Origin of the sequence: Proteus sp. TJ1640 (assembly GCF_003144445.1) — a bacterium.
Classification (GTDB): Bacteria; Pseudomonadota; Gammaproteobacteria; order Enterobacterales; family Enterobacteriaceae; genus Proteus; species Proteus penneri.
In genome coordinates, this window is sequence record NZ_PENY01000006.1 from 21,506 (window position 1) to 46,207 (window position 24,702).

Consider the following 24,702-nt stretch of genomic DNA (forward strand, 5'->3'; position numbering starts at 1 on the left):
AGTTAGACCTGCCAGGCAAATGACCCCTGTCATTCACCCCTTTAAACCAGTGTAGTCACTGTTTGACAGACTGCCATCTCTAGCAGTCTGTCTATATGGAATCCGTTATTCGTCTTCCAATTCGATGTTGATACCCAGTGAACGGATCTCTTTCAACAATACGTTGAACGACTCTGGCATACCTGGTTCCATCTGATGGTTACCATCAACGATGTTTTTGTACATTTTGGTACGACCGTTAACGTCATCCGACTTAACAGTAAGCATTTCTTGAAGAGTATAAGCTGCACCGTATGCTTCCAGTGCCCACACTTCCATCTCCCCGAAACGCTGTCCACCAAACTGAGCTTTACCACCAAGAGGTTGCTGAGTAACTAAGCTGTACGAACCGGTTGAACGGGCGTGCATCTTATCATCAACTAAGTGGTTCAGTTTCAGCATGTACATGTAACCAACAGTTACTGGACGCTCAAATTGTTCACCTGTACGACCATCGAAAAGTGTAATCTGACCAGAAGTTGGAAGATCAGCTAATTTCAGCATCTCTTTAATTTCCATTTCTTCTGCACCATCGAACACTGGTGTTGCGGTTGGCATACCTTTTTTCAGGTTTTCAGCCAGACGTAACACTTCTTCATCGCTGAAGGTGTCCAGATCAACTTTCTGACGAGGTGCCATACCCAGATCGTAAGCTTTCTGGATAAATTCACGTAATTTAGCAACTTCTTGTTGCTGTTTCAGCATCGCATTGATCTTATCACCGATACCTTTAGCAGCCATACCCAAGTGAGTTTCAAGGATCTGACCGATGTTCATACGTGATGGAACACCCAGTGGGTTCAGTACGAGGTCAACCGGGTTGCCGTTTTCATCGTATGGCATGTCTTCAATTGGGTTAATCTTAGAGATAACACCCTTGTTACCATGACGACCCGCCATCTTATCACCAGGTTGGATCTGACGTTTAACCGCTAGGTAAACCTTAACGATTTTCAGCACGCCTGGTGCCAAATCATCACCTTGAGTGATTTTACGACGTTTAGCTTCCAGTTTCTTCGCGAACTCAGCTTTCAGTTCATCATACTGTTCAGCTAATTGTTCTAACTGGTTTTGCTTCTCTTCATCCGCAATACCCAGTTCTAACCAACGTTCGCGAGGTAATTTATCTAATTTCTCAGCTTCAATACCGCCAGCAATCAGAACACCACGGATACGAGCGAATAGACCAGCTTCAAAGATACGCAGTTCTTCAGTTAAGTCTTTCTTAACTTCACGTAACTGTGACTCTTCGATTTCTAATGCACGTTTATCTTTTTCTACGCCATCACGGGTGAAGACTTGTACGTCGATAACTGTACCAGACACACCATTAGGAACACGCAGAGAAGAATCTTTAACATCAGACGCTTTTTCACCGAAGATAGCACGCAGCAGTTTCTCTTCTGGAGTCAGTTGAGTTTCACCTTTAGGTGTTACTTTACCAACCAGAATGTCACCGCCTTTCACTTCAGCACCGATATAAACGATACCTGATTCATCCAGTTTAGATAACGCAGCTTCACCGACGTTCGGGATATCAGCAGTGATCTCTTCAGGCCCTAACTTAGTATCACGAGAGACACAAGCCAGTTCTTGAATGTGGATAGTTGTGAAACGATCTTCTTGAACAACACGCTCAGATACAAGGATGGAGTCCTCGTAGTTATAACCATTCCATGGCATAAATGCCACGCGCATGTTTTGACCTAATGCTAACTCACCAAGGTCTGTTGAAGGACCATCAGCTAACACATCACCGCGATCAACAGGTTCACCTAAAGATACGCAAGGAGTTTGGTTAATACATGTGTTCTGGTTAGAACGGGTGTATTTAGTCAAGCTATAGATATCAATGCCCGCTTCACCAGCGTAAGTCTCTTCTTCGTTAACTTTGATAACGATACGAGAAGCATCAACATACTGAACAACACCACCACGTTTAGCAACCGCAGTAACACCGGAGTCAACCGCTACAGCACGCTCCATACCTGTACCTACTAGTGGTTTATCACCACGAAGTGTAGGAACAGCCTGACGTTGCATGTTCGCACCCATCAATGCACGGTTGGCGTCATCGTGTTCAAGGAATGGGATCAGTGAAGCACCGACAGAAACAACCTGTTGGGTTGAAACGTCCATGTACTGAACTTGGTCACGACTAAATAAGCTTGACTCACCTTTATGGCGGCAAGTAACTAATTCTTCAACGAAGTGATTGTCATCGTCTAATACGGAGTTAGCCTGAGCAATGATGAAGTTACCTTCTTCGATTGCAGACAGATAGTGAATTTCATCTGTTACAGCGTTATTTTCAACAACACGGTAAGGCGTTTCAAGGAAACCGTACTCGTTAGTCTGTGCATAAACAGATAATGAGTTGATCAGACCGATGTTTGGACCTTCAGGCGTTTCGATTGGGCACACACGACCGTAGTGAGTTGGGTGTACGTCTCGAACTTCAAAGCCTGCACGTTCACGGGTCAAACCACCTGGGCCTAATGCAGAAATACGACGTTTGTGCGTAATTTCTGATAGCGGGTTATTCTGATCCATAAACTGTGATAACTGGCTAGAGCCAAAGAACTCTTTGACAGCAGCAGAAATCGGTTTTGCGTTGATCATATCTTGTGGCATTAATGCATCAAGATCGCCTAAAGACAGACGTTCTTTAACTGCACGCTCAACACGCACCAGACCAACACGGAATTGGTTTTCAGCCATTTCGCCAACAGAACGAATACGACGGTTACCTAAGTGGTCGATATCATCCACTTCACCTTTACCATTACGGATATCAATCAGTTTTTTCATTACTTCAATGATATCTTCTTGGCTTAAGATGCCAGAACCTTCAACTTCGTCGCGGCCTAAAGAACGGTTGAATTTCATACGGCCCACAGCAGACAGATCATAACGATCTTCAGAGAAGAATAAGTTCTCAAATAAGTTTTCTGCAGCTTCGCGTGTAGGTGGTTCACCAGGACGCATCATGCGATAGATTTCAACTAATGCACTTAAACGATCATTGGTAGGATCGACGCGAACAGTTTCTGAAATATAAGCACCATGATCTAAGTCATTGGTAAACAGCGTTTCAATCGTTTTATGACCAGCTTGACTTAAGCGAGCTAACACATCTAAAGAGATTTCCATGTTAGCAGCACAAATCAGTTCACCTGTCGCTTCATCAATATAGTCACGAGCAACCACTTTACCTGCAATGTATTCAACAGGTACTTCAATGCGGTCAATTTGCTCTTTTTCTAATTGACGAATATGGCGAGCGGTAATACGACGGCCTTTTTCGACATACACTTTGCCGTTTGCTTCAATATCAAATGAAGCAGTTTCACCACGCAGACGTTCAGGCACTAATGTCATCATCAGCTTGTTGTTGCTGATTTCAAACAATGTTTTTTCGAAGAATAAACCTAAGATTTCTTCGGTGCTGTAGTTCATTGCGCGTAAAATGATAGTCGCAGGTAATTTACGGCGACGGTCAATACGGACAAAAAGGTTATCTTTAGGGTCGAATTCGAAGTCTAACCATGAGCCACGATAAGGGATAATACGTGCGTTATACAGTACCTTACCAGATGAGTGTGTTTTACCTTTGTCACTATCAAAGAACACACCAGGGCTACGGTGTAACTGGGAAACGATAACACGTTCAGTACCATTGATTACAAAGGTACCGTTATCGGTCATTAATGGGATTTCACCCATATAGACTTCTTGTTCTTTGATGTCTTTAACGGTGCCTTCTGGGGCTTCACGTTCATAAATGACCAGACGCAGTTTTACACGCAAAGGTGCAGAATAAGTTACACCGCGGATCTGACATTCTTTAACATCAAAAACAGGCTCGCCTAAGCGGTAGCTGACATACTGTAATTCAGCATTGCCACTATAGCTTTGGATAGGGAATACGGAACGGAAAGCTGCTTCCAGACCGTTTTGGCCATCAGGATCTTGCTCGATGAACTTCTGGAACGAGTCAAGTTGGATAGAAAGGAGATAGGGAACATCCAGAACTTGTGGACGTTTACCAAAATCCTTACGAATACGTTTTTTCTCGGTATAGGAGTAAACCATAGGGTTCCTCAGCTCGCTGAAAAGTGACCCACTCTGCCTACCCTTAGTTATTAAGGGCGACACGACATTCTGCTAACACTATTTTTTGTAGGTAGGAAAATGTAATTTTCCATAATACTTATTGCTATTACTCTTAAATCATTTCATTGCATTGAGCTCACTACCGAGCTTTTGGACAACGTGGATCGTAGTGACTAACACAGTATATTAAGTCGTCAATAGCAAAAAATATTGAGGTAAAGAGAAAGCCAAAAAGTGTGAAAAAGCTACTCTTACCTTACAGCGCAAAAAGGCTGGTGACCAAAAAATCACCAGCCATCAGCCGTTAGGCTGCACTCTGGGAAGTTAAATTATTTAACTTCAACCTCAGCGCCTGCTTCTTCCAGAGCTTTCTTCAGAGCTTCAGCATCATCTTTGCTTACGCCTTCTTTCAGAGCTGCTGGTGCAGATTCTACTAAGTCTTTAGCTTCTTTCAGGCCAAGACCGGTAGCGCCACGTACTGCTTTGATTACTGCTACTTTGTTACCGCCGATAGCTTTCAGGATAACGTCAAATTCAGTTTTCTCTTCAGCAGCTTCTGCTGGACCCGCAGCAACAGCAACAGCTGCAGCAGCAGATACACCGAATTTTTCTTCCATCATAGAGATCAGTTCAACAACGTCCATTACAGACATTTCAGCAACTGCGTTTAAGATATCGTCTTTAGAAATAGACATAACAAGTGTTCCTAAAATTCAGAAAAAGTTTATACGTAAATAAAGCAACGAAGAAATTGGCTATTAAGCAGCTTCTTTCTGATCGCGCAGAGCAGCCAGAGTGCGAACCAATTTGCCTGCAGAGGCTTCTTTCATGGTTGCCATCAGGCGTGCGATTGCTTCATCGTAAGTTGGGAGTGTAGCCAGACGATCGATGTTCGAACCTGGGATAAACTCACCTTCAAAGGCAGCCGCTTTAATCTCGAATGCTGGGTTCGCTTTCGCGAAATCTTTGAACAGACGAGCAGCAGCGCCCGGATGTTCAGCAGAAAATGCAATCAAGGTTGGACCAACAAATGCATCTTTCAGTACTTCATAAGAAGTACCTTCAACAGCACGACGCAGAAGAGTGTTACGCACTACACGTACAGTAACGCCAGCTTCACGACATGCTTTACGCAGTTCGGTCATTTTAGCTACAGTAACGCCACGGGAATCCGCAACAACTGCAGAAAGCGCACCTTTGGCAACTTCGCTGACTTCAGCAACAATCGCTTGTTTGTCTTGAAGATTTAGTGCCATTAGCTTCTTGCTCCTGGATTAACCGAGTAAAAACTCGGGACTCACATCACTTATAACCACAATGGTATAAGCGCTAAAACACGGTGAGTAGAATCCAGAATATATAATTCTTTATTGGCTCTCTCACCGTCTACGCAGGAAAATTAAGTAATCACTTACACCTGCGGTCTTGGACGGGGTCTGGATAGGCCAGACTCCAACCGAAATTCAGAGAATTTAGTTATGTAGACTTAAATAAAATACCACATAGCTAAACTCAAGGCGTCAAATTCTATACAAATTTGACGCCAAGGTAAAGTCTTTTATGACTTTAGTCTAATCTCAGATTAAACTGTCGCGCTCAAGCTAGCTTGATCAATAGCAACACCTGCACCCATAGTAGTAGACAGGCTTACTTTCTTGATATAAACGCCTTTCGCTGCTGATGGTTTTGCTTTTTTCAACGCAACCAGCAGAGCTTCTAAGTTTTCTTTCAACTGAGCTTCGTTGAAATCAACTTTACCGATAGTGGTATGGATAATACCATTTTTGTCGTTACGGTAACGAACCTGACCCGCTTTAGCATTTTTAACTGCTTCAGCAACGTTAGGCGTTACAGTACCCACTTTCGGGTTTGGCATTAAGCCACGTGGGCCAAGGATTTGACCTAATTGACCTACAACGCGCATTGCATCTGGAGATGCGATAACAACGTCAAAGTCCATTTCGCCAGCTTTAACTTTAGCAGCTAAGTCGTCCATACCGACTAATTCAGCGCCTGCTTCTTTAGCAGCTTCTGCATTTGCACCTTGTGCGAATACAGCAACGCGAACTGAACGGCCAGTACCGTGTGGAAGTACAGTTGCACCACGAACGTTTTGATCTGATTTACGTGCATCGATGCCAAGGTTAACAGCAACGTCAACGCTTTCAACGAATTTAGCAGTAGCCAGTTCTTTCAGTAAAGCAACAGCTTCAGTAATTTCGTACTGTTTAGTTACTTCAACTTTCTCACGGATATTGCGCATGCGCTTGGTTAGTTTAGCCATCAGATTAATCCTCCACTACCAGGCCCATGGAACGAGCAGTACCAGCAATTGAACGCATCATAGCTTCAACGTCAGCACCAGTCAGGTCCGCAGCTTTAGTTTCTGCGATTTCACGAACTTGAGCAGAAGTAATTTTACCTACTTTCTCTTTGTTCGGTTTGCCAGAACCTGATTTCACGCCCGCTGCTTTCTTCAGCAGAACTGCTGCTGGAGGAGTTTTGGTAACGAAAGTGAAAGAACGGTCAGCGTAAACTGTAATAACAACAGGAATTGGTAAACCTTTCTCAACGCTTTCAGTTTTAGCGTTGAATGCTTTACAGAATTCCATGATGTTAACACCTTGTTGACCCAGAGCTGGACCAACTGGTGGACTTGGATTAGCCATACCTGCAGAAACCTGCAGTTTGATATAGGCTTGGACTTTCTTAGCCATTAATTAATTCCTCAATTTGGGTATATCGCCCGGCTAGGGCTCCCCGATTTTACTTTGTTCTGTCTTATGACAAAACAACTCAAAACGAAAGGTGCAAAATTGTAGATAACTTTTCCACCTTTTGCAAGAAAGCAAGGTAAAAAGGTTTAACCTTTTTCAACCTGACTAAAGTCTAATTCAACTGGTGTTGCACGACCAAAGATTGATACAGAGACTTTTAAGCGACTTTTTTCGTAGTCAACTTCTTCAACAACACCATTAAAGTCAGCAAATGGACCATCACTAACACGAACCATTTCGCCTGGTTCAAATAGTGTTTTAGGACGTGGTTTATCACCAACTTGTTGTAAGCGATTCATAATCGCATCAACTTCTTTATCGCTAATTGGTGCAGGTCTGTCTGACGTTCCACCAATGAATCCCATAACACGAGGTACATTACGTACTAAGTGCCAAGTCGCATCATTCATGACCATTTGGACAAGAACATAGCCTGGGAAAAATTTACGCTCACTTTTGCGACGTTGACCGCTACGGATTTCAACCACTTCTTCAGTTGGAACCATAACTTCGCCGAATGAGTCTTCCATTTCGTTTAATTTGATATGTTCACGCAAAGACTGTGCAACACGGCCTTCAAAGCCTGAAAATGCCTGAATGACATACCAGCGTTTTTTTGGAGAATCAGTCATGAACACCTCACAGGCCAGTAATAAATGAAACAAAACGAACCAGAATGCCATCCAGTCCCCAAAGAACTAATGACACAATAGCCGTCACCGCAGCAACAATCAGAGTTGTCTGCAATGTTTCTTGACGTGTTGGCCATACTACTTTACGCATTTCAATACGCGCTTCACGAGCAAATGCTAACGTTGCTTTACCTTGTGTTGTCCACAACGCGAAACCACCTGCTGCTACGAACAAAGCAACAACAGCTAAAGCTCGCAACGCTAGGTTAAATTCACGGTAAAGATAGTTGCCACCCACTGCTACTGCCAGCAATAAAACGGTAATGATCCACTTAGCGATATCACCACCGCGTTTGCTATCTTGAGCTCCGCTATTCGCACTCATAAATTAACCTGTCACTATGATGTAAATAAATAGCCAGCTTGCCTCGCAAGAGCAAAACAAATCAGACTAACCATAAAATCAACTATGATTGCATCTGACACAGTGTCATATCTCTATGACATTCGTATCTGCAAGATACTGGACTCGATTCGTTGTATCAGAGCCTATCTCACCAATAATTTACAACAAACTAGTGATGAGATAGGTTCTTTTTCAAACAACGCATAAAAAGGGCATCAATTGATGCCCTTTTTTAGGAAATTACGCGAGTAATTAACCTAATACTTTAGCAACAACGCCCGCACCTACTGTACGGCCACCTTCACGGATAGCGAAACGTAAACCGTCGTCCATCGCGATTGGGTGAATCAGTTCAACGATCATGTTGATGTTGTCACCTGGCATTACCATTTCTACACCTTCTGGTAATTCGATAGTACCAGTTACGTCAGTTGTACGGAAGTAGAACTGTGGACGGTAGCCTTTGAAGAATGGAGTATGACGACCACCTTCATCTTTGCTCAGAATATAAACTTCTGATTCAAATTTAGTGTGTGGGTTGATTGAACCTGGTTTCGCCAGTACTTGTCCACGTTCGATTTCTTCACGTTTAGTACCACGCAGAAGAACACCTACGTTCTCACCTGCACGACCTTCGTCAAGTAATTTACGGAACATTTCAACGCCAGTACAAGTTGTTTTCGCTGTTGGTTTAATACCAACGATTTCAACTTCTTCACCAACTTTGATTACGCCACGCTCAACACGACCTGTTACTACTGTACCACGGCCTGAAATTGAGAATACGTCTTCAATTGGTAACAGGAATGGTTTGTCGATTGCACGCTCTGGTTCTGGGATGTATGAATCCAGTGCTTCTGCTAATTCAACAATTTTTGCTTCCCACTCTGCTTCGCCTTCCAGTGCTTTCAGTGCTGAACCACGGATTACTGGAGTGTCATCACCTGGGAAATCGTACTGAGACAGAAGTTCACGAACTTCCATTTCTACTAATTCCAGTAACTCTTCATCATCTACCATGTCACATTTGTTCAGGAATACGATGATGTAAGGAACACCAACCTGACGACCTAACAGGATGTGCTCACGAGTTTGTGGCATTGGGCCATCTGTCGCAGCAACAACCAGGATAGCTCCGTCCATTTGCGCAGCACCAGTGATCATGTTTTTAACATAGTCGGCGTGACCTGGGCAGTCTACGTGTGCGTAGTGACGAGTTGGGGTGTCATATTCTACGTGTGAAGTAGAGATGGTGATACCACGAGCTTTTTCTTCTGGTGCGTTATCGATTTGATCGAATGCACGAGCAGCACCACCATAAGTTTTAGCTAAAACTGTAGTGATTGCAGCAGTCAGAGTTGTTTTACCGTGGTCAACGTGGCCGATAGTACCAACGTTAACGTGCGGTTTTGAACGTTCAAATTTTTCTTTAGACACGACTATATTCCTTAATATCGCTCCCTCAAATAGAGGGAGCGTAAACTAAATTGAACTCGAAAGGATCTTATTTCGCTTTACGAGCTTCGATAATAGCCTGAGCGACGTTGCTAGGCGCTTCGTTGTACTTCAAGAACTCCATAGAGTATGAAGCACGACCCTGAGTTTGTGAACGCAGGTCAGTTGCATAACCGAACATCTCAGCCAGTGGTACTTGGGCACGGATGATCTTACCGGTAGGCAGATCGTCCATACCTTCAACCATACCACGACGACGGTTTAAGTCACCGATAACGTCGCCCATGTAATCTTCTGGCGTTTCAATCTCAACTTTCATGACTGGCTCAAGCAGAATTGGCTTAGCTTTCATGAAGCCGTCTTTAAATGCCATTGATGCGGCGATTTTAAACGCGATTTCTGAGGAGTCAACATCATGGTAAGAACCATAATGTAAACGAGCCTGAATATCCACAACAGGATAACCTGCTAATGGACCAGATTTCAGCTGTTCTTGAATACCTTTATCAACAGCTGGGATGAATTCTTTAGGAATTACACCACCAACGATATCGTTGATAAATACGTAGTTCTCTTCACCACCTGCTGGTAATGGAGACAGGTCGATAACAACATGACCGTACTGACCACGACCACCAGATTGTTTCGCGTGCTTACCTTCGATATCAGTTACTGTATCACGAATAGTTTCACGGTAAGCAACCTGTGGTTTACCTACGTTCGCTTCAACTTTAAATTCACGACGCATACGGTCAACTAACACGTCTAAGTGCAGCTCACCCATACCAGCAATGATAGTCTGACCAGTTTCTTCGTCACTTGATACGCGGAAAGATGGATCTTCCTGAGCCAGACGGTTCAGAGCGATACCCATTTTTTCTTGGTCAGCTTTAGTCTTAGGTTCGATAGCAACAGAGATTACTGGCTCTGGGAATTCCATACGTTCTAAGATGATTGGTGCCTCAATTGCACACAGAGTATCACCTGTAGTAACGTCTTTCAGACCGATAGCAGCAGCGATGTCGCCTGCACGAACTTCTTTAATTTCTTCACGCTTATTAGCATGCATCTGAACAATACGGCCAAAACGTTCTTTTTTGTCTTTAACCGGGTTCAGAACTGTGTCACCTGAGTTTACAACACCAGAGTACACACGGAAGAATGTTAAGTTACCAACAAATGGGTCAGTTGCGATTTTGAATGCCAGAGATGAGAATGGCTCATCGTCGCTTGAATGACGTTCTGCTGGAGTATCTTTACCGTCTGGTAACATACCTTTAATTGCAGGAACATCTGTTGGTGCTGGCAGGTATTCAATTACCGCATCCAGCATTGCCTGAACACCTTTGTTCTTAAACGCAGAACCACAGGTAACCAGGATAATTTCGTTATCTAGAACGCGTTTACGCAGAGCAGCTTTGATTTCTGCTTCTGTCAGTTCTTCGCCGCCCAGATATTTGTCCATCAGTTCTTCTGATGCTTCAGCTGCTGATTCGACTAGGTTGTTGTGCCATTCTTCAGCTAAATCTTGCAGATTTGCAGGAATGTCTTCGTATTCGAAGGTAACACCTTGGTCTTCTTCATTCCAACGGATTGATTTCATTTTAATTAAATCAACAACACCGGTGAAATGTTCTTCAGCGCCTACTGGAATTTGCAGTGGAACTGGGTTTGCTGCCAGACGTGTTTTGATTTGTTCAACAACACGCAGGAAGTTTGCACCCATACGGTCCATTTTGTTAACGAACGCGATACGTGGTACATGATATTTGTTAGCCTGGCGCCATACTGTTTCTGACTGAGGCTGAACACCACCAACTGCACAGTAAACCATAACCGCGCCATCAAGAACACGCATAGAACGTTCTACTTCGATTGTGAAGTCAACGTGTCCTGGGGTGTCGATGATGTTTACACGGTGAGGCTCAAACTGTTTAGCCATACCAGACCAGAATGCAGTAGTTGCTGCGGATGTGATAGTAATACCACGTTCCTGCTCCTGCTCCATCCAGTCCATTGTTGCTGAACCTTCGTGAGTTTCACCAATTTTATGGTTTACACCGGTATAAAACAGAATACGTTCACTTGTAGTGGTTTTACCGGCATCGATGTGCGCACTAATACCGATATTACGGTAGCGTGCTATGGGGGTTTGACGAGCCATTTTTTCCTCTCTCGTGGGCGTTCAATTCAGGTAAAGGACAGCAGAGCTGTCCTGAAAAGAGTTGCGATACTCCGTGGATTACCAACGGTAGTGTGCGAACGCCTTGTTTGCATCTGCCATACGGTGAACGTCTTCACGTTTCTTAACAGCAGCGCCTTTGTTTTCAGCCGCATCAGATAATTCATTTGCCAGGCGAAGAGCCATGGATTTATCACCGCGTTTACGAGCAGCTTCAACAATCCAACGCATTGCTAATGCATTACGACGAACTGGGCGTACTTCAACTGGAACTTGGTAAGTTGAACCACCAACACGGCGGGATTTAACTTCCACAGTAGGGCGTACGTTATCTAATGCGATTTCGAACGCTTCCAGTTCAGTTTTGCCTGAACGCTGAGCCAGGGTCTCAAGCGCATTATATACGATAGATTCTGCAGTAGATTTTTTACCGTCTACCATCAGAATGTTTACAAATTTAGCCAGCAGTTCTGATCCGAACTTAGGATCTGGCAGAATTTTACGTTGACCAATTACACGACGACGTGGCATGGAAATACTCCGTTTAAAATTCAGGGTTGTCCAAAACTCAATGAGTTTATTTTGACATTATTGGTGAAAAAATGTTTGGCCTTACTTAACGGAGAACCATTAAGCCTTTGGCTTCTTCACACCGTACTTAGAACGAGCTTGTTTACGGTCTTTAACACCAGAACAGTCCAGCGCGCCGCGAACAGTGTGGTAACGCACACCTGGTAAGTCTTTAACACGACCACCACGGATTAAGATTACGGAGTGCTCCTGCAAGTTGTGGCCTTCACCACCGATGTAGGAAGAAACTTCGAAACCGTTAGTCAAACGCACACGGCATACTTTACGCAGTGCTGAGTTTGGTTTTTTTGGAGTGGTAGTATATACACGAGTACATACGCCACGTTTTTGCGGGCAAGCTTCCAGAGCTGGAACGTTGCTTTTAACAACTTTCGAGCTACGAGATTTGCGTACCAGCTGATTAATAGTTGCCATTTAAAAAAAGCTCCTGGTTTTTGCTTCGTAAACACGGATTTGAACTCTGTCTTGTCAACAAGACAAAACATGAGGACGCAGAATTTTATTGCTGACGGGCTCATGTGTCAAGAATTATACAGCAATTCTACGCTCCCCAATGAATTTGTTGGGGGTGTTTTACCGTTAAATCGACAAAATCACCATAATTGATGAGTTTAATATGATGAGATACTTGATCTTTTAAGCCTCTAGCCAAAACATCATCAATTAATGCGTAAATTGAAATTTGCTGTTGAAGACAATATTTTAATAAGGGATTCTCTTCAAGAACTGCCAGTACACCATCTTGTATTAACAAAACATCATCTTCTTTTGTCAATAAAGATAAAAAAGTCTCTAAATCACTTTGATAAATAGAGACGGAATAAGTATACAACATAACCGTTCAACCTTCCTGACTAACTTCTGTATTAAAAGCGCAATACCACATCATATTCACTCAATTTTTGAGCAATATCTTGTTGGGATATCATCTGTGCATCTAAGACAAAAGAAGTTTGAGAGGATAATCCACGATGAACCATGTCTTTCAGTGATATATAGACGTTTGTCACATCATACAAGGGTAGCACTTTAAATGTTGCTGCATGATGACGGGATAACACCCCTTCAGGCTGTTGATTTTCAACGAGTTGAAATACACCATCAGAGATAAAAAAAACGCCAATATCTTCTGTTAAGGCTGAGGTTGCTAGTAAAGCATCCAAACCTTCTCGACCCGCACTATTACCATGAGGTGCTTGAGTAAAAAGGAAGGCAACTGAATTCATTTTCTTCATTTAAAATTGCACCACACGAGAACAAGTCAACATAGCTTGAGCCAGTGAACCCAAACCACTTAACTCAAATTCAGGTGCCATGTTATCGTTCATCATTTCCAGTTCTTTGGCCTGTTGTTTATCAATAATTCCTCTACGCAATGCCGCAGCAACACAAACATGTAAGGGGATTTGATGTTTTTTCGCCAACGCAACCCACGCTTTAGGAAGATCAAATTCATCATTTGCAGGCGATACCAATTTATTAGCATTCACAACACCTTCTCGATAGAAGAAAATTTGTGCAATTTGATGCCCTTTTTCAATAAGGGCATTTGCGAATAAATAGGCACTTGAAGCTTGTTCAGTTCCGTAATGAGGCCCCGTAACCACTAAACAATATGTCAAGGAACTCATAATGTTGCCTTATTCTCCATTTTTAAATTGGCGAATATAAAGATACACAGTATGTTTTGAAATATTTAAGCGGTCTGCAACCTGATTAATGGCATCTTTAATATCAAAAATACCTTTCTCATAAAGATTTAACACAACTTGCTTATTCTTGGCATTATTCGCGACTTCACGATCATTATTTACTTCTTCAATCGTGAACTCTAATGTTTGAGCCACTAAATCATCAACTGATGAGGCAAAGTTAACATCAGATGCAACTTCATGTGTTTCTTCAGGAATAAAGGTTTTAATTACTTCAGAGAATGGAACATCAAGGTTCATATTGATACACAATAAACCAATGACTCGACGCTCACGATTACGAATAGCAATCGTGATTGATTTCATCAATGCACCACTTTTCGCTCTAGTAAAGTAAGCCTTTGAAAAACTTGAATCTTCATCTGTAATATCATGTAACATTTGTAATGCCAAATCGGTAATTGGAGAGCCAATCTTACGACCCGTGTGTTCTCCATTGGCGATTTTAACCGCTGAACATTTCAAATCTTCCAGAGAGTGCAATACAATTTCGCAATGGTTGCCAATGAGCATAGCCAAACCATCCACGGCTGCTTCATAGGACTTCAATATTTCGTGATCAGTTTGAGTAAAAGGTCGGCTATCTAGTTTTTCAAACTCGCTGCTGTCACCATTAAATAACGGGCTAGACATTTGATTATATAATCCTTAAAGGCTTTAATTATGATAATGACTTGAGGTTCTATTTTTTATAACGATTCGTCATTGCGGATCAATTCAATATTGAAAAAATTTAAATATAAAAACAGAATTAAGAACGATTCTGACGTTAGATCGTCAGAAGATCTACGTCAAGTGACTTAAAATAAGAGCTTTGTGATAGGTCACAGCTTTTTTCATTTTTCTTCATATTTTGTACTCATCCCCTCTTTTTATTTTTGAAGAATTCCTTTTTTAGGCGTGAGAAGGATAAAAATTGACTCTATTGAATAGATTACCTATATTCCAATTTATTGTTATTTTAACGAGTGATTAATCCCATGAATATACTGATGATATGCCAATCTCAGCAAACTTCATCAATAATAGGATTAATTTCTGTCGCTTCTATGCCTATTGAAACTCTCTTTCCACCACCTCAACCTATGAAAGAGGTTGTAGTCAATACAACGGTTATTGTTGCAACTTGCATCGCTTGATCTATTTAATCGGCTTAATCGCGTATTTAACCAACAGACTAAATTGATGTGTTATTTACGTTTATTTATTGATGTTTTATCAATCGCCAACCATGACTAAAAATAATCAAGCTATCTTACTGCTCATTTTACAGGTGTATCATCATGTATTTACGTCAATATTGGGCGAGATTCGGTCCAACGACATTATTTGTTTTATTATGGAATAGCGGTGCTATCTTTTCTCGTTGGGGCTTAGATAATGGTAGCTCATTTGCTATTATACCGCTTACTCTCAGGCGGTAACTTAGTTAATGTCACGAGCTTATTCTATTTAGTACCCAGAGTGACAACCTTAATGGATTATATTTTCTTGGGCAATAAGATGTCGCTACTTAGCTTAGTAGGAATGGGGCTATTATTATTGGTTTGCTGTTTGTATTTAAAAAAACAATACAACCATTATTGAAGAAAAAATCGATTAATACTATATGTGTTAATAAATAATGTATTAGAAACAAAAATGCTGACATTTATGTCAGCATTTTTTCTTTATAAATAAATTACTTGTCGCTTTCAACACTCAGTAATTCAATTTCAAACACTAAGGTTGAGTTAGCTGGAATACCGCTAGTTGCACGTTGTCCATAACCTAATTCAGGTGGAATAACTAATTTGATTTTACCGCCTTCTTTAATGTATTTCATACCTTCAGTCCAACCAGGAATAACGCTTTTCAGGCTAATTGTCAGAGGTTCTTTACGCTCATAAGAGCTATCAAATTGTTTACCATCAATCAGCATACCCTTGTAGTTTACAGTAACACGGTCAGCATCTGTTGGTGTTTTTCCTTTACCTGGATTTTCAACTAAATACAGTAAACCGGATTTTGTTTTTACCACACCTTTTTCAGCAGCAAATTCTGTGCGGAATTTATCACCAGCAGCTTTGTTTTCAGTCGCTTCTTTTTCCATTTTTGCCGTTGCTGCAGTACGGACTTGATCTTCAAAAGCCGCTAATGTTAATTCAATTTCAGCATCTGATAATTTTGATTTACTATTAAATGCATCCTGAACACCTGCTAACAGTTGTTTAGAATCTAAAGTAATACCAATATTTTTTTGTTCTTGTAATGCAGCTTCCATATAGCGACCCATCGACGCCCCTAACGCATAGGCATTTTGCTCATTTTGAGTTTTAAATGCGCTATTTAGTGTTGGCACTTTAGCTGCTTCTTCAGCGAATGCATGCGGTGCACTGAATGCGAAAGCTAAACTGGTTGCCAACAACGTCGTTTTTAATAAAGATTTCATCCCATTCTCCAGTATATGTTAGTGAGTCGCTACGTTTTGCAAACGATCATCATAGACCTTCACTAAAACGTTTTGCATCACTTCTTGCTGTCGTTGCGGTATGTACTCGTCATACTTCAAGTTGTCGAGTTGTTGACTGAGTTTATTTGCACGAGTCACATACGATGTATGTTCTTAGTGACTTATTCACTTGTCGCCTAGTCGCACCTCGAATATTCAGAGTATAAACCTCATCTACGGGTAGCAATTTTATATGAATTTAAAAAATTTTGCCGACACTCTTAACAGTTAATGTTAGGATTTTTGTCAGCACTGAGTGCTACCACATTAGCAAAATAGTCTTTTATCTCAAACCAGATTTATGTCTTCCTGTGTATATATCAGTAAATAAGATTAAATTTCGCAAGTTTGTTAGTCATAGTCGTCGTAATAGGACATTTTAAAGGAGGAAAAACACAATGGATATTAAGGAAGTAGAGCGATTGCTCATTCAATTAGAAAGCAAAGTTGCTTTCCAAGATGCGACTATTGAAGAATTAAATCAGGTGGTCACACAGCAACAAATTGAAATCAGCCGCTTTAAAGAAGCTTTAAAAATTGTTTCTGAGCGCCTAAAAAATTCTCAAACCTCAATACTTGCTAGACCTGAGGATGAAACACCTCCACCTCACTATTGAGTTGTTGTTCGCTGTTAATATCAAAGCTGAAAACAAAAAAGGAGCGCTTAAACGCTCCTTTTGATCTTTTCAAAGAAAGATTAGTGCTGACAACCACAACCGCCATTGCCGTGGCCATGACCGTGACCATGACCGCCGCCACAGCATCCACCTTCTTCACCGTGTGAATGACCATGACCGTGACCACCGCCACAGCATCCGCCTTCTTCACCGTGACCGTGGCCACCACAACATTCGTGCTCTTCTTCACCATGTACGTGACCGTGAGCTAATTCTTCTTCGGTCGCTTCACGAATTGCAACGATTTCAACATGAAACTTCAGGTTTTGACCTGCTAACATGTGGTTACCATCAACAATAACTTCGTCACCTTCAATACCTGTAATTTCTACTGGTACTGGACCTTGGTCGGTATCAGCCAGAAAACGCATACCAACTTCTAACTCATCAACGCCCACAAAAACATCTTTCGGTACGCGTTGAACTAAGTTTTCGTCATATTGACCATATGCATCATCAGAAGCCACTTCTACGTCGAATTTCTCACCGACTTCGCGACCTGTTAATGCATTTTCTAAACCACTAATTAAAGAACCACGGCCATGCAGATAGTCTAACGGTGCGCTCACCGTGGACTCATCAACTAAAACACCGTCTTCTGATCTTACTTGATAAGCCAGACTAACTACCAAGTCGTTTGCTACTTTCATGACATCTCCTACATACCCGTGGGCAAAATTTTCCCGATTGTAACGAAAAATAAATCTTCTGTATCGGGTTATATCAAAAAACCTATAATTATTGTGGTGTAAAGATCCCAATGACTTGTTCATTTTTACGAACAAGTGAGTTAACTTCACCCTCTGTTTGCCGTTGTTGATGGCCACATTTCGCACATTCCACAATATCCACTTTATCTTCACGCCACATTTTAAGTGTATCTTGAGCTTGACAGTGTGGGCACACAGCTCCTGCAATAAAGCGTTTACGGGTTGCAGACATGGGGTCAGTTCTCCTGTTTATCAATAGATCTTTTTTCTTTACTTATTTGAGGAATATCCTCTGTTAAAGACTCATCCCAAATATCCGGTTGGTGATGCTCTTGACGAATTTCTTCACTAAAAAGTTCTTCAAGCTCTCGCCTTGCTTCTTTTACACGAGAAACATTGGAAACTTCTTCAGGTGATTCATCCACCAACTTTCTAAGTAATTGCATATCCAAACGACGAAAATGCTGTTGTGCTCGATAAGCTTGGTGAGGATGCATACCTAATTCAATTAATGTCTTACGCCCTAACTCTAAAGCACTAGAAAATGTTTCTCTGCTAAAATCTGTTACACCTGCTTTAAGCAATTCATGAGCCTCAACACGTCCCCTCGCTCTGGAAATAATATGCAAATTAGGGAAGTGTCGCTGACAGAGATGAACAATTTCCATCGTCGCTTCAGGTTCATTACTAGTGATTACAATCGTTTTTGCGTGTTCCGCACCCGCTGCACGCAATAGATTGAGATCGGTTGCATCACCGTAATAAACTTTATAGCCGTATTTACGCATGGTGCTTATGCTTCCGACATCATGCTCTAATACCGTGACATTAACCTTGTTCGCCATTAATAAGCGTCCTACAACCTGTCCCATTCGACCAAAACCAACAAGAATAACTTCTGGATGATTGTTTTCAACAAAAGGCTGTTCGTCTGTTTTAGGCTCATTATAACGGCGAGATAATACAGCGTCTGTCATTTGCATCACAAGTGGCGTTGTCATCATAGAAAGCGTGACAACAACCAACAATAATGCCATTTGCTGACTTTCTAATACACCCATTGCCATAGATGTCGAGAAAACAACAAACGCAAATTCCCCACCTTGGCTTAATACAGCTGAAAATTGTAAGCGCGTAGAAAAACGTAATCTGGCTAACCAAGCAATACTATAAAGTATCAATGCTTTCACAATAACCAGCACTAAGACACCTAATAATACTTGTGGAAGATAACGCCATAAAATACCGATATCTAAAGACATACCGACAGAGATAAAAAAGAGTCCTAATAGAAGACCTTTAAAAGGTTCAATAGAGATCTCTAATTCATGTCGATATTCTGAATCTGCCAATAACACCCCTGCAATAAAGGTTCCCATTGCCATAGAAAAACCTAGGGTTTCCATAAAGATAGCAGCACCTAATACAACAAGTAGCGCAGCCGCAGTAAAAACTTCCCTTACTCCAGATTTCACAACTAAGCGTAAGAGTGGACGTAATAAATAACGCCCACAAATCAGCAATCCAGCAAAAGCAGCTACTTTCAACCCAATTCGATACCAATCGCTGCTTGCCGTTTCTCCGGCTAACAAAGGAATAACGGCAAGGATAGGAATAACCGCCATATCTTGGAAAAGTAAAACAGCAAAACCTAATTGCCCGCCTTCATTATGGTTCATTCCTTTCTCATTCATAAGTTGCAATGCCATCGCCGTAGAAGACATCGCAATACCTAATCCACCAATAACAGCAGCCTGCCATGAAAAAGAAGTAAAAACGAGAATGAGCCCTGAAAAAATAGAAGCGGTTAATACCACTTGCATTGAACCAACACCAAAAATAGCACGTCTCAATTCCCATAACTTAGCTGGATTTAATTCCAAACCAATAAGGAACATTAAAAAGACCACACCTAGCTCAGAAAAATGCAAGATATCATCAACATCTTTAAACAGTCCGAATCCCCAAGGTCCAATGACAATCCCAGCAATCAAATAACCGAGTACTGCACCAATTTTAAGACGTTGAGCAATAGGTACCATAACGACAGCAGCACACAGGAAAAAGAGCACCGCCTTAATCATCCAATTATCTTCCATTAAGCTTGCTCCCCTTCAAGTGGCGCACTTAACCAATGACGATAAGCTTCACCAATATGGGTCAGTGTTGTTTTAGATTGTTGTCTTGCTGAATACACAATCATGGGTGGTAGCCAGCGCATACCACACATTTCTGCCATTAATTCCAAGGGACGTAATAGTTCTGTGAGTGTATAGTGATTTTTTCCATTATGTTGGTAAGCATATTCAGGTTCACCGGTGGTCACAACACAGCGGAATGCTTTCCCTTTTAAATGTGACCGTCCACTTTCATTCGCAAATGGACGTGTTAACACTCTGTCTTGCCATTCTTTTAATAACGCAGGGCAACTATATGTTTGCAATGGAAATTGAAAAACGATCACTTGATGCTTACACAACAAGGATTGTTCATGGTGTATATCAATAAAAAAATCAGGATAAGTAGCATATAAATCATGGATAGTTATATTCTCTAAATCCCTTACCGCTTTTAATAACGCTTTATTGGCGACTGATTGGCGCGGCTCGGGATGAACATACACCAGTAATACATTTGATGCGTTTGACATCATTCCTCCTTACAAAACGTGTCAGAAACTGTTTTTTCCGTTACCATGCACGCATTGTGACCAACTGTTACGAACAACTTACTCTATATATTAATTTACATACTCTTAATAGACGATATTTATGATTGTTTTTTCTTCTTTGCAAATTCGCCGTGGCGTCAGAGTGTTACTGGATAATGCCAGTGCAACCATTAATCCAGGGCAAAAAATTGGTCTAGTCGGCAAAAATGGTTGTGGTAAAACCACATTGCTCTCTTTATTAAAAGGTGAACTTCAAGCAGAAGCAGGCAATGTCACCTATCCTAGTACATGGTCAATGGCATGGGTTAACCAAGAAACACCGGCACTTGATGTACCGGCTATTGATTATGTTATTGATGGTGATAGAGAATATCGCCAGTTAGAGCAACGATTACAAAAAGCTAACGAGATAAATGATGGCCACGCCATTGCACTAATACATGGGCAATTAGATGCAATAAACGCATGGACAATACAATCTCGTGCAGCGACCTTACTAAATGGTTTAGGTTTCAGCCAACAGCAGCTTAGTGAACCTGTAAAATCATTTTCAGGTGGCTGGAGAATGCGTTTAAACTTAGCACAAGCGCTGATTTGTCGATCTGATTTACTACTACTCGATGAACCCACCAACCACTTAGATTTAGATGCTGTTATTTGGCTAGAAAAATGGCTGAAAAGCTACACAGGCACACTTATTTTAATTTCCCATGACCGTGATTTTCTTGATCCTATCGTGGATAAAATATTACATATTGAGCAAGAAAAAATCTTTGAATATTCGGGTAACTACTCTTCGTTTGAAATGCAACGTGCAACCAAACTCGCACAACAACAAGCTTTGTTTGAAAATCAACAAGCCAAAATTGCACATTTACAGAGTTTTATAGATAGATTTAAAGCAAAAGCGACAAAAGCAAAACAGGCCCAAAGCCGTGTCAAAATGCTTGAACGAATGGAACGAGTCGCTCCTGCACATTCAGATAACCCATTCCAATTTAGTTTCCGCCAACCCGAAAGTTTACCTAATCCACTTTTATCAATGGAGAAAGTCAGCGCGGGTTATGGTGAAAAAGTTATTCTTAATGACATCAAACTCAATTTAGTTCCTGGCTCACGTATTGGATTATTAGGGCGCAATGGTGCAGGTAAATCAACACTGATTAAATTACTTGCAGGTGAAATTCAACCATTACAAGGGAAATTGGCTCTTTCTAAAGGTATAAAGCTTGGTTATTTTGCCCAGCATCAATTAGAGTTTTTACGCTCTGATGAATCGGCACTACAACATTTAACTCGTTTAGCGCCCAAAGAAACGGAACAAAAATTACGTGATTACTTGGGGGGATTTGGTTTCCATGGCGATAAAGTCACTGATGCTTGTGGTCAATTTTCTGGTGGTGAAAAGGCACGTTTGGTCTTATCACTTTTAGTTTGGCAACGCCCTAATTTGCTATTAATGGATGAGCCAACAAACCACCTTGATTTAGATATGCGCCAAGCACTGACCCAAGCTTTAATTAGCTTTGAAGGGGCAATTGTAGTCGTATCGCATGATAGGCATTTATTACGTTCAACCACTGACGACCTCTATCTTGTTCACGATGGTCAAGTTGAATCATTCGATGGCGATCTTGATGATTACCAACAATGGTTAGTTGATCAAAATCGTCAAGAGACACAGGCAAATAAGAGCCAACAAGAGAATGGCAATGCTACGGCAACCGCCAATTTAAGTGCGCAAGACAAAAAAGAACAAAAACGTAAAGAAGCCGAGTTTAGACAACAAACTCAACCGCTACGTAAAAAACTGACTACCTTAGAAAGTAAAATGGATAAACTCAGCCAAGAGCTTACCCTCATTGAAACAGCACTTTCTGACAGTGGCATTTACGATATCAGCCGTAAAAATGAGCTTTCAGATTGTTTAAGCCGACAAGGTATCGCAAAGTCAGCACTTGAAGAAGTTGAAATGGAGTGGATGGAATTACAAGAAACGCTGGAAGAAATGACAAACGCATTTGAAGCCCAGTAATACAACGCAATTCATTAATAAAGGAACTATTTCACTTAAAATCGTTCCTTTATTTTTACCCTTCAATTCATTCTTAAAATTTATACAATTCATTTCGCTTAGGGGATTTATATCATTTTACAATAGCACTATTTACACAAAACATAATCTCACCCTATCTAGTAATAACCCAATAAAAATAACCATCTAACGTTTATTTTTTACCTATTTATATTAAGTAAAGGAAATAAATTCTTTCACGCTAAAGTTTTTAACATTCCAGCCGAATTAATCATTCTGCTAAGTGGACCTCCCACTTACCAACGAAAAGACAAAGCTAATAGGTAGGGTTATGTTAAAACGAATTAAAATCTCTCAAGGTTTAATGTGTGTCCTGACTCTGTTTTGTATTATTCAGATCATTTCTGGAATACAGAGCATTCACGATGCCTACCAAACTCAAAATAAACTCAAGCAAATTTCATACAGTTTCGACCAACTACGCACAATGGATAATACCTATGCGGAGTTGAATACATTGCGTACAGATATTATTGCACAAGCATTTAGCTATATATCAAACCCTCAAGCAGAAGAAGCAAACATCACCGCATTTATGCAAACCATGCCAGCACGTAAAGCGCAAGTTGATGCTTTGATGAATGAGTATGTTGAGTTATCTGCTCAAACAGGTTTCGATCAGCAACGTATGGCACAGATCAAACAGCTTTATCAAAAGAGCCGAGCTGATCTTGATTTATTGGCACAATATTTAAATGAACGAAATACTAATGCTGTTCGATTGATCTTAAAAAGCCCAGCGAATACTAACTTTACTAACTCACTGTATGAAGCCACAGACTTTATTACAGATGAAGTGGTTAATCCGTCAGTGACCGAAGCGGAAAAGAACTACTACAGCATGCTGTGGATAGCGTCTACCTTTATGGGGATTTTCCTTATTTTCACCACATTAGTGCTTATTTGGATACGTAAATACATCATTGCTCGTATTAATCAAATGATCACCTATCAAGAGACAATTGCTAAAGGTGATTTAGTCAGTCGTGTGGACGGTGACATTTCAGGTAATACTGAAATAGACCAGCTAATGCTGGGATTACAGCAAATGCGCGCACAATTAAAAGAGATGGTAAGCTCCATCCGAAATAGTAGTGCGGCTATTTATACAGGTGTACAAGAGATTGCTGCAGGTAATAATGACTTATCGAGCCGAACTGAAGAACAAGCTAGCGCACTAGAAGAAACGGCGTCTAGCATGGAGCAGATGACCGCAACCATTCGCAATAACACAGAGAGCGCTCGTGAAGTCACAGAGTTGGTGATGAGTACTGCAGATATCGCCGTTCAAGGTGGCGAACACAGTAATAAGATGGTTATGACAATGACAGATATTGCCGATCGCTCACAAAAGATTGGTGAAATTACGGCTGTTATTGATGATATTGCATTCCAAACAAATATCTTAGCCCTTAACGCTGCCGTTGAAGCAGCCAGAGCCGGCGAACAAGGCCGAGGTTTCTCTGTAGTGGCAAGTGAAGTCCGCAATTTAGCACAGCGTAGTGCAGAAGCAGCGAAAGAAATTAAAGAGCTTATTGAATCGACGATATTACGTGTTAGACAAGGTAACGATCTCGTCGAACAAGTTAGTTTATCAATGGGCGAGATTGTGACATCGGTTAATCATGTCTCGGGTTCGATGAAAGAAATTTTATCGGCATCAGAAGAGCAAACGCGTGGTATCACACAAATCAGTCTTGCTGTTAATGAGATGGATAAAGCAACTCAGCAAAATGCAGCGATGGTTGAACAGTCAACAGCAGCTTCTGCCACATTAAGTGAACAAGCAAGTATGTTGGATACTATTGTGAATACATTTAAAGTTGAGCATGAAAAAGTCACACCCGTTAAAGCTATATTGCCTACATTATCAGCTAAATCACAAGACACTGAAACACTAAAAACACCAACAATAAAAACCAATAATCATGAAACAGATGATAATTGGGAAAGCTTTTAATGATATTTCTCACACAACATCGTGTGAGAGCTCTGTGTAGAAAATAGTCCAGAACATATAACAAAACCTCTACCTACCCTACTCCCAGTGATTTTTCTGGGAGTATTTCTGTTTCTGTCGTACATAAACACCCAAAAAAGATCGTTTTTCATACAAAATAAAGAATTTTTTTAAGAAAGATTAAGAGC

25 protein-coding genes and 1 pseudogene are annotated in these 24,702 nt (G+C 41.1%); 6 read left to right on the forward strand and 20 right to left on the reverse strand.

Annotation, left to right across the window (positions count from 1 at the left end):
* Nucleotides 1-105 precede the first annotated feature (105 nt).
* From rpoB to DK861_RS01740, 15 genes are all read right to left on the reverse strand, one after another.
* Nucleotides 106-4,134, reverse strand: a complete 4,029-nt coding sequence (gene rpoB / locus DK861_RS01670; protein ID WP_072064766.1) for a DNA-directed RNA polymerase subunit beta — start codon at nt 4,132-4,134, stop codon at nt 106-108.
* A gap of 350 nt (nt 4,135-4,484) precedes the next feature.
* On the reverse strand, nt 4,485-4,850 hold the full coding sequence (rplL, locus tag DK861_RS01675; RefSeq protein WP_023583093.1) for a 50S ribosomal protein L7/L12: 366 nt from the start codon (nt 4,848-4,850) through the stop codon (nt 4,485-4,487).
* Nucleotides 4,851-4,913: 63 nt separating this feature from the next.
* The gene (rplJ, locus tag DK861_RS01680) at nt 4,914-5,411 is read right to left on the reverse strand and encodes a 50S ribosomal protein L10 (RefSeq protein WP_006534706.1); all 498 of its coding nucleotides are present in this window, start codon (nt 5,409-5,411) and stop codon (nt 4,914-4,916) included.
* 326 nt (nt 5,412-5,737) lie between these two features.
* A complete protein-coding gene (rplA, locus tag DK861_RS01685) occupies nt 5,738-6,439 on the reverse strand; it encodes a 50S ribosomal protein L1 (RefSeq protein ID WP_072064767.1) in 702 nt (233 codons plus the stop codon).
* 4 nt (nt 6,440-6,443) lie between these two features.
* Nucleotides 6,444-6,872: a 50S ribosomal protein L11 gene (gene rplK / locus DK861_RS01690; RefSeq protein ID WP_006534703.1), complete on the reverse strand. Its 429-nt coding sequence runs from the start codon at nt 6,870-6,872 to the stop codon at nt 6,444-6,446.
* 146 nt (nt 6,873-7,018) lie between these two features.
* A complete protein-coding gene (nusG, locus tag DK861_RS01695) occupies nt 7,019-7,564 on the reverse strand; it encodes a transcription termination/antitermination protein NusG (RefSeq protein ID WP_004246900.1) in 546 nt (181 codons plus the stop codon).
* A 7-nt stretch (nt 7,565-7,571) separates the two neighbouring features.
* Entirely contained in the window at nt 7,572-7,949 is a 378-nt protein-coding gene (secE, locus tag DK861_RS01700) for a preprotein translocase subunit SecE (RefSeq protein WP_006534701.1), read from the reverse strand.
* Between the two features lie 273 nt (nt 7,950-8,222).
* Nucleotides 8,223-9,407 carry an elongation factor Tu gene (tuf, locus tag DK861_RS01705; protein ID WP_006535489.1) on the reverse strand — a complete coding sequence of 395 codons (1,185 nt, stop codon included), beginning with the start codon at nt 9,405-9,407 and terminating at the stop codon, nt 8,223-8,225.
* Between the two features lie 67 nt (nt 9,408-9,474).
* Nucleotides 9,475-11,589, reverse strand: a complete 2,115-nt coding sequence (gene fusA, locus DK861_RS01710; RefSeq protein WP_109399077.1) for an elongation factor G — start codon at nt 11,587-11,589, stop codon at nt 9,475-9,477.
* Nucleotides 11,590-11,667: 78 nt separating this feature from the next.
* Nucleotides 11,668-12,138, reverse strand: a complete 471-nt coding sequence (gene rpsG / locus DK861_RS01715; protein ID WP_004246897.1) for a 30S ribosomal protein S7 — start codon at nt 12,136-12,138, stop codon at nt 11,668-11,670.
* Between the two features lie 99 nt (nt 12,139-12,237).
* A complete protein-coding gene (rpsL, locus tag DK861_RS01720) occupies nt 12,238-12,612 on the reverse strand; it encodes a 30S ribosomal protein S12 (protein WP_004236497.1) in 375 nt (124 codons plus the stop codon).
* A gap of 127 nt (nt 12,613-12,739) precedes the next feature.
* The gene (gene tusB / locus DK861_RS01725) at nt 12,740-13,033 is read right to left on the reverse strand and encodes a sulfurtransferase complex subunit TusB (RefSeq protein ID WP_006534698.1); all 294 of its coding nucleotides are present in this window, start codon (nt 13,031-13,033) and stop codon (nt 12,740-12,742) included.
* A 31-nt stretch (nt 13,034-13,064) separates the two neighbouring features.
* Nucleotides 13,065-13,433: a sulfurtransferase complex subunit TusC gene (gene tusC / locus DK861_RS01730; RefSeq protein WP_109399078.1), complete on the reverse strand. Its 369-nt coding sequence runs from the start codon at nt 13,431-13,433 to the stop codon at nt 13,065-13,067.
* Nucleotides 13,434-13,829, reverse strand: a complete 396-nt coding sequence (gene tusD, locus DK861_RS01735; RefSeq protein ID WP_072064770.1) for a sulfurtransferase complex subunit TusD — start codon at nt 13,827-13,829, stop codon at nt 13,434-13,436. It abuts the gene before it with no gap.
* A gap of 9 nt (nt 13,830-13,838) precedes the next feature.
* Nucleotides 13,839-14,543, reverse strand: a complete 705-nt coding sequence (locus tag DK861_RS01740) for a transcriptional regulator (RefSeq protein WP_072064772.1) — start codon at nt 14,541-14,543, stop codon at nt 13,839-13,841.
* A gap of 347 nt (nt 14,544-14,890) precedes the next feature.
* Here DK861_RS01740 and DK861_RS18125 point away from each other — a divergent pair, with 347 nt between their 5' ends.
* From DK861_RS18125 to DK861_RS01745, 3 genes and pseudogenes are all read left to right on the forward strand, one after another.
* A complete protein-coding gene (locus tag DK861_RS18125; RefSeq protein WP_157955979.1) occupies nt 14,891-15,049 on the forward strand; it encodes a hypothetical protein in 159 nt (52 codons plus the stop codon).
* Nucleotides 15,050-15,193: 144 nt separating this feature from the next.
* Nucleotides 15,194-15,334 (forward strand): hypothetical protein, encoded by a 141-nt coding sequence (locus tag DK861_RS18130; RefSeq protein WP_162556749.1) that lies wholly within the window; start codon nt 15,194-15,196, stop codon nt 15,332-15,334.
* A pseudogene (locus tag DK861_RS01745) lies at nt 15,291-15,535 on the forward strand (EamA family transporter); the annotation flags it as partial. The gene DK861_RS18130 and the pseudogene DK861_RS01745, both read left to right, overlap by 44 nt.
* A 56-nt stretch (nt 15,536-15,591) precedes the next feature.
* Here the strand turns inward: DK861_RS01745 and fkpA are convergent.
* The gene (gene fkpA, locus DK861_RS01750; RefSeq protein ID WP_109399079.1) at nt 15,592-16,341 is read right to left on the reverse strand and encodes an FKBP-type peptidyl-prolyl cis-trans isomerase; all 750 of its coding nucleotides are present in this window, start codon (nt 16,339-16,341) and stop codon (nt 15,592-15,594) included.
* Nucleotides 16,342-16,799: 458 nt separating this feature from the next.
* Between fkpA and DK861_RS01755 the strand changes: the two genes are divergently transcribed.
* Nucleotides 16,800-17,018: a SlyX family protein gene (locus tag DK861_RS01755; RefSeq protein WP_023583298.1), complete on the forward strand. Its 219-nt coding sequence runs from the start codon at nt 16,800-16,802 to the stop codon at nt 17,016-17,018.
* Nucleotides 17,019-17,098: 80 nt separating this feature from the next.
* On the opposite strand, the gene slyD is transcribed toward DK861_RS01755, so the two are convergent.
* The 4 genes from slyD to kefG form a co-directional block, all read right to left on the reverse strand.
* Nucleotides 17,099-17,728, reverse strand: a complete 630-nt coding sequence (gene slyD, locus DK861_RS01760; RefSeq protein ID WP_109399080.1) for a peptidylprolyl isomerase — start codon at nt 17,726-17,728, stop codon at nt 17,099-17,101.
* Between the two features lie 88 nt (nt 17,729-17,816).
* Complete coding sequence (locus DK861_RS01765) at nt 17,817-18,020, reverse strand: YheV family putative zinc ribbon protein (protein ID WP_006534684.1); 204 nt, start codon at nt 18,018-18,020, stop codon at nt 17,817-17,819.
* Nucleotides 18,021-18,024: 4 nt separating this feature from the next.
* Nucleotides 18,025-19,887 (reverse strand): glutathione-regulated potassium-efflux system protein KefB, encoded by a 1,863-nt coding sequence (kefB, locus tag DK861_RS01770; protein ID WP_109399081.1) that lies wholly within the window; start codon nt 19,885-19,887, stop codon nt 18,025-18,027.
* Nucleotides 19,887-20,438, reverse strand: a complete 552-nt coding sequence (kefG, locus tag DK861_RS01775) for a glutathione-regulated potassium-efflux system ancillary protein KefG (protein WP_109399082.1) — start codon at nt 20,436-20,438, stop codon at nt 19,887-19,889. The genes kefB and kefG overlap by 1 nt, the downstream gene beginning before the upstream one ends.
* A gap of 121 nt (nt 20,439-20,559) precedes the next feature.
* Here kefG and DK861_RS01780 point away from each other — a divergent pair, with 121 nt between their 5' ends.
* Together DK861_RS01780 and DK861_RS01785 are read left to right on the forward strand one after the other, a co-directional pair.
* Entirely contained in the window at nt 20,560-22,494 is a 1,935-nt protein-coding gene (locus tag DK861_RS01780) for an ABC transporter ATP-binding protein (protein ID WP_109399083.1), read from the forward strand.
* Between the two features lie 331 nt (nt 22,495-22,825).
* On the forward strand, nt 22,826-24,514 hold the full coding sequence (locus DK861_RS01785; RefSeq protein WP_109399084.1) for a methyl-accepting chemotaxis protein: 1,689 nt from the start codon (nt 22,826-22,828) through the stop codon (nt 24,512-24,514).
* Nucleotides 24,515-24,702 lie beyond the last annotated feature (188 nt).

Bases quoted from the DNA above. Each gene is read 5' to 3' on its own strand.
- DK861_RS01765 (WP_006534684.1), bottom strand. From the start codon at position 18,020: ATGTCTGCAACCCGTAAACGCTTTATTGCAGGAGCTGTGTGCCCACAC.
- rpsG (WP_004246897.1), bottom strand. From the start codon at position 12,138: ATGCCACGTCGTCGTGTAATTGGTCAACGTAAAATTCTGCCAGATCCT.
- DK861_RS18125 (WP_157955979.1), top strand. From the start codon at position 14,891: ATGAATATACTGATGATATGCCAATCTCAGCAAACTTCATCAATAATA.
- kefG (WP_109399082.1), bottom strand. From the start codon at position 20,438: ATGTCAAACGCATCAAATGTATTACTGGTGTATGTTCATCCCGAGCCG.
- rplK (WP_006534703.1), bottom strand. From the start codon at position 6,872: ATGGCTAAGAAAGTCCAAGCCTATATCAAACTGCAGGTTTCTGCAGGT.
- DK861_RS01780 (WP_109399083.1), top strand. From the start codon at position 20,560: ATGATTGTTTTTTCTTCTTTGCAAATTCGCCGTGGCGTCAGAGTGTTA.
- fkpA (WP_109399079.1), bottom strand. From the start codon at position 16,341: ATGAAATCTTTATTAAAAACGACGTTGTTGGCAACCAGTTTAGCTTTC.
- kefB (WP_109399081.1), bottom strand. From the start codon at position 19,887: ATGGAAGATAATTGGATGATTAAGGCGGTGCTCTTTTTCCTGTGTGCT.
- rpsL (WP_004236497.1), bottom strand. From the start codon at position 12,612: ATGGCAACTATTAATCAGCTGGTACGCAAATCTCGTAGCTCGAAAGTT.
- DK861_RS18130 (WP_162556749.1), top strand. From the start codon at position 15,194: ATGTATTTACGTCAATATTGGGCGAGATTCGGTCCAACGACATTATTT.
- DK861_RS01785 (WP_109399084.1), top strand. From the start codon at position 22,826: ATGTTAAAACGAATTAAAATCTCTCAAGGTTTAATGTGTGTCCTGACT.
- DK861_RS01740 (WP_072064772.1), bottom strand. From the start codon at position 14,543: ATGTCTAGCCCGTTATTTAATGGTGACAGCAGCGAGTTTGAAAAACTA.
- rplL (WP_023583093.1), bottom strand. From the start codon at position 4,850: ATGTCTATTTCTAAAGACGATATCTTAAACGCAGTTGCTGAAATGTCT.
- tusD (WP_072064770.1), bottom strand. From the start codon at position 13,829: ATGAGTTCCTTGACATATTGTTTAGTGGTTACGGGGCCTCATTACGGA.
- rplA (WP_072064767.1), bottom strand. From the start codon at position 6,439: ATGGCTAAACTAACCAAGCGCATGCGCAATATCCGTGAGAAAGTTGAA.
- nusG (WP_004246900.1), bottom strand. From the start codon at position 7,564: ATGACTGATTCTCCAAAAAAACGCTGGTATGTCATTCAGGCATTTTCA.
- rplJ (WP_006534706.1), bottom strand. From the start codon at position 5,411: ATGGCACTAAATCTTCAAGACAAACAAGCGATTGTTGCTGAAGTCAGC.
- rpoB (WP_072064766.1), bottom strand. From the start codon at position 4,134: ATGGTTTACTCCTATACCGAGAAAAAACGTATTCGTAAGGATTTTGGT.
- slyD (WP_109399080.1), bottom strand. From the start codon at position 17,728: ATGAAAGTAGCAAACGACTTGGTAGTTAGTCTGGCTTATCAAGTAAGA.
- tusB (WP_006534698.1), bottom strand. From the start codon at position 13,033: ATGTTGTATACTTATTCCGTCTCTATTTATCAAAGTGATTTAGAGACT.
- DK861_RS01755 (WP_023583298.1), top strand. From the start codon at position 16,800: ATGGATATTAAGGAAGTAGAGCGATTGCTCATTCAATTAGAAAGCAAA.
- fusA (WP_109399077.1), bottom strand. From the start codon at position 11,589: ATGGCTCGTCAAACCCCCATAGCACGCTACCGTAATATCGGTATTAGT.
- secE (WP_006534701.1), bottom strand. From the start codon at position 7,949: ATGAGTGCGAATAGCGGAGCTCAAGATAGCAAACGCGGTGGTGATATC.
- tusC (WP_109399078.1), bottom strand. From the start codon at position 13,433: ATGAAGAAAATGAATTCAGTTGCCTTCCTTTTTACTCAAGCACCTCAT.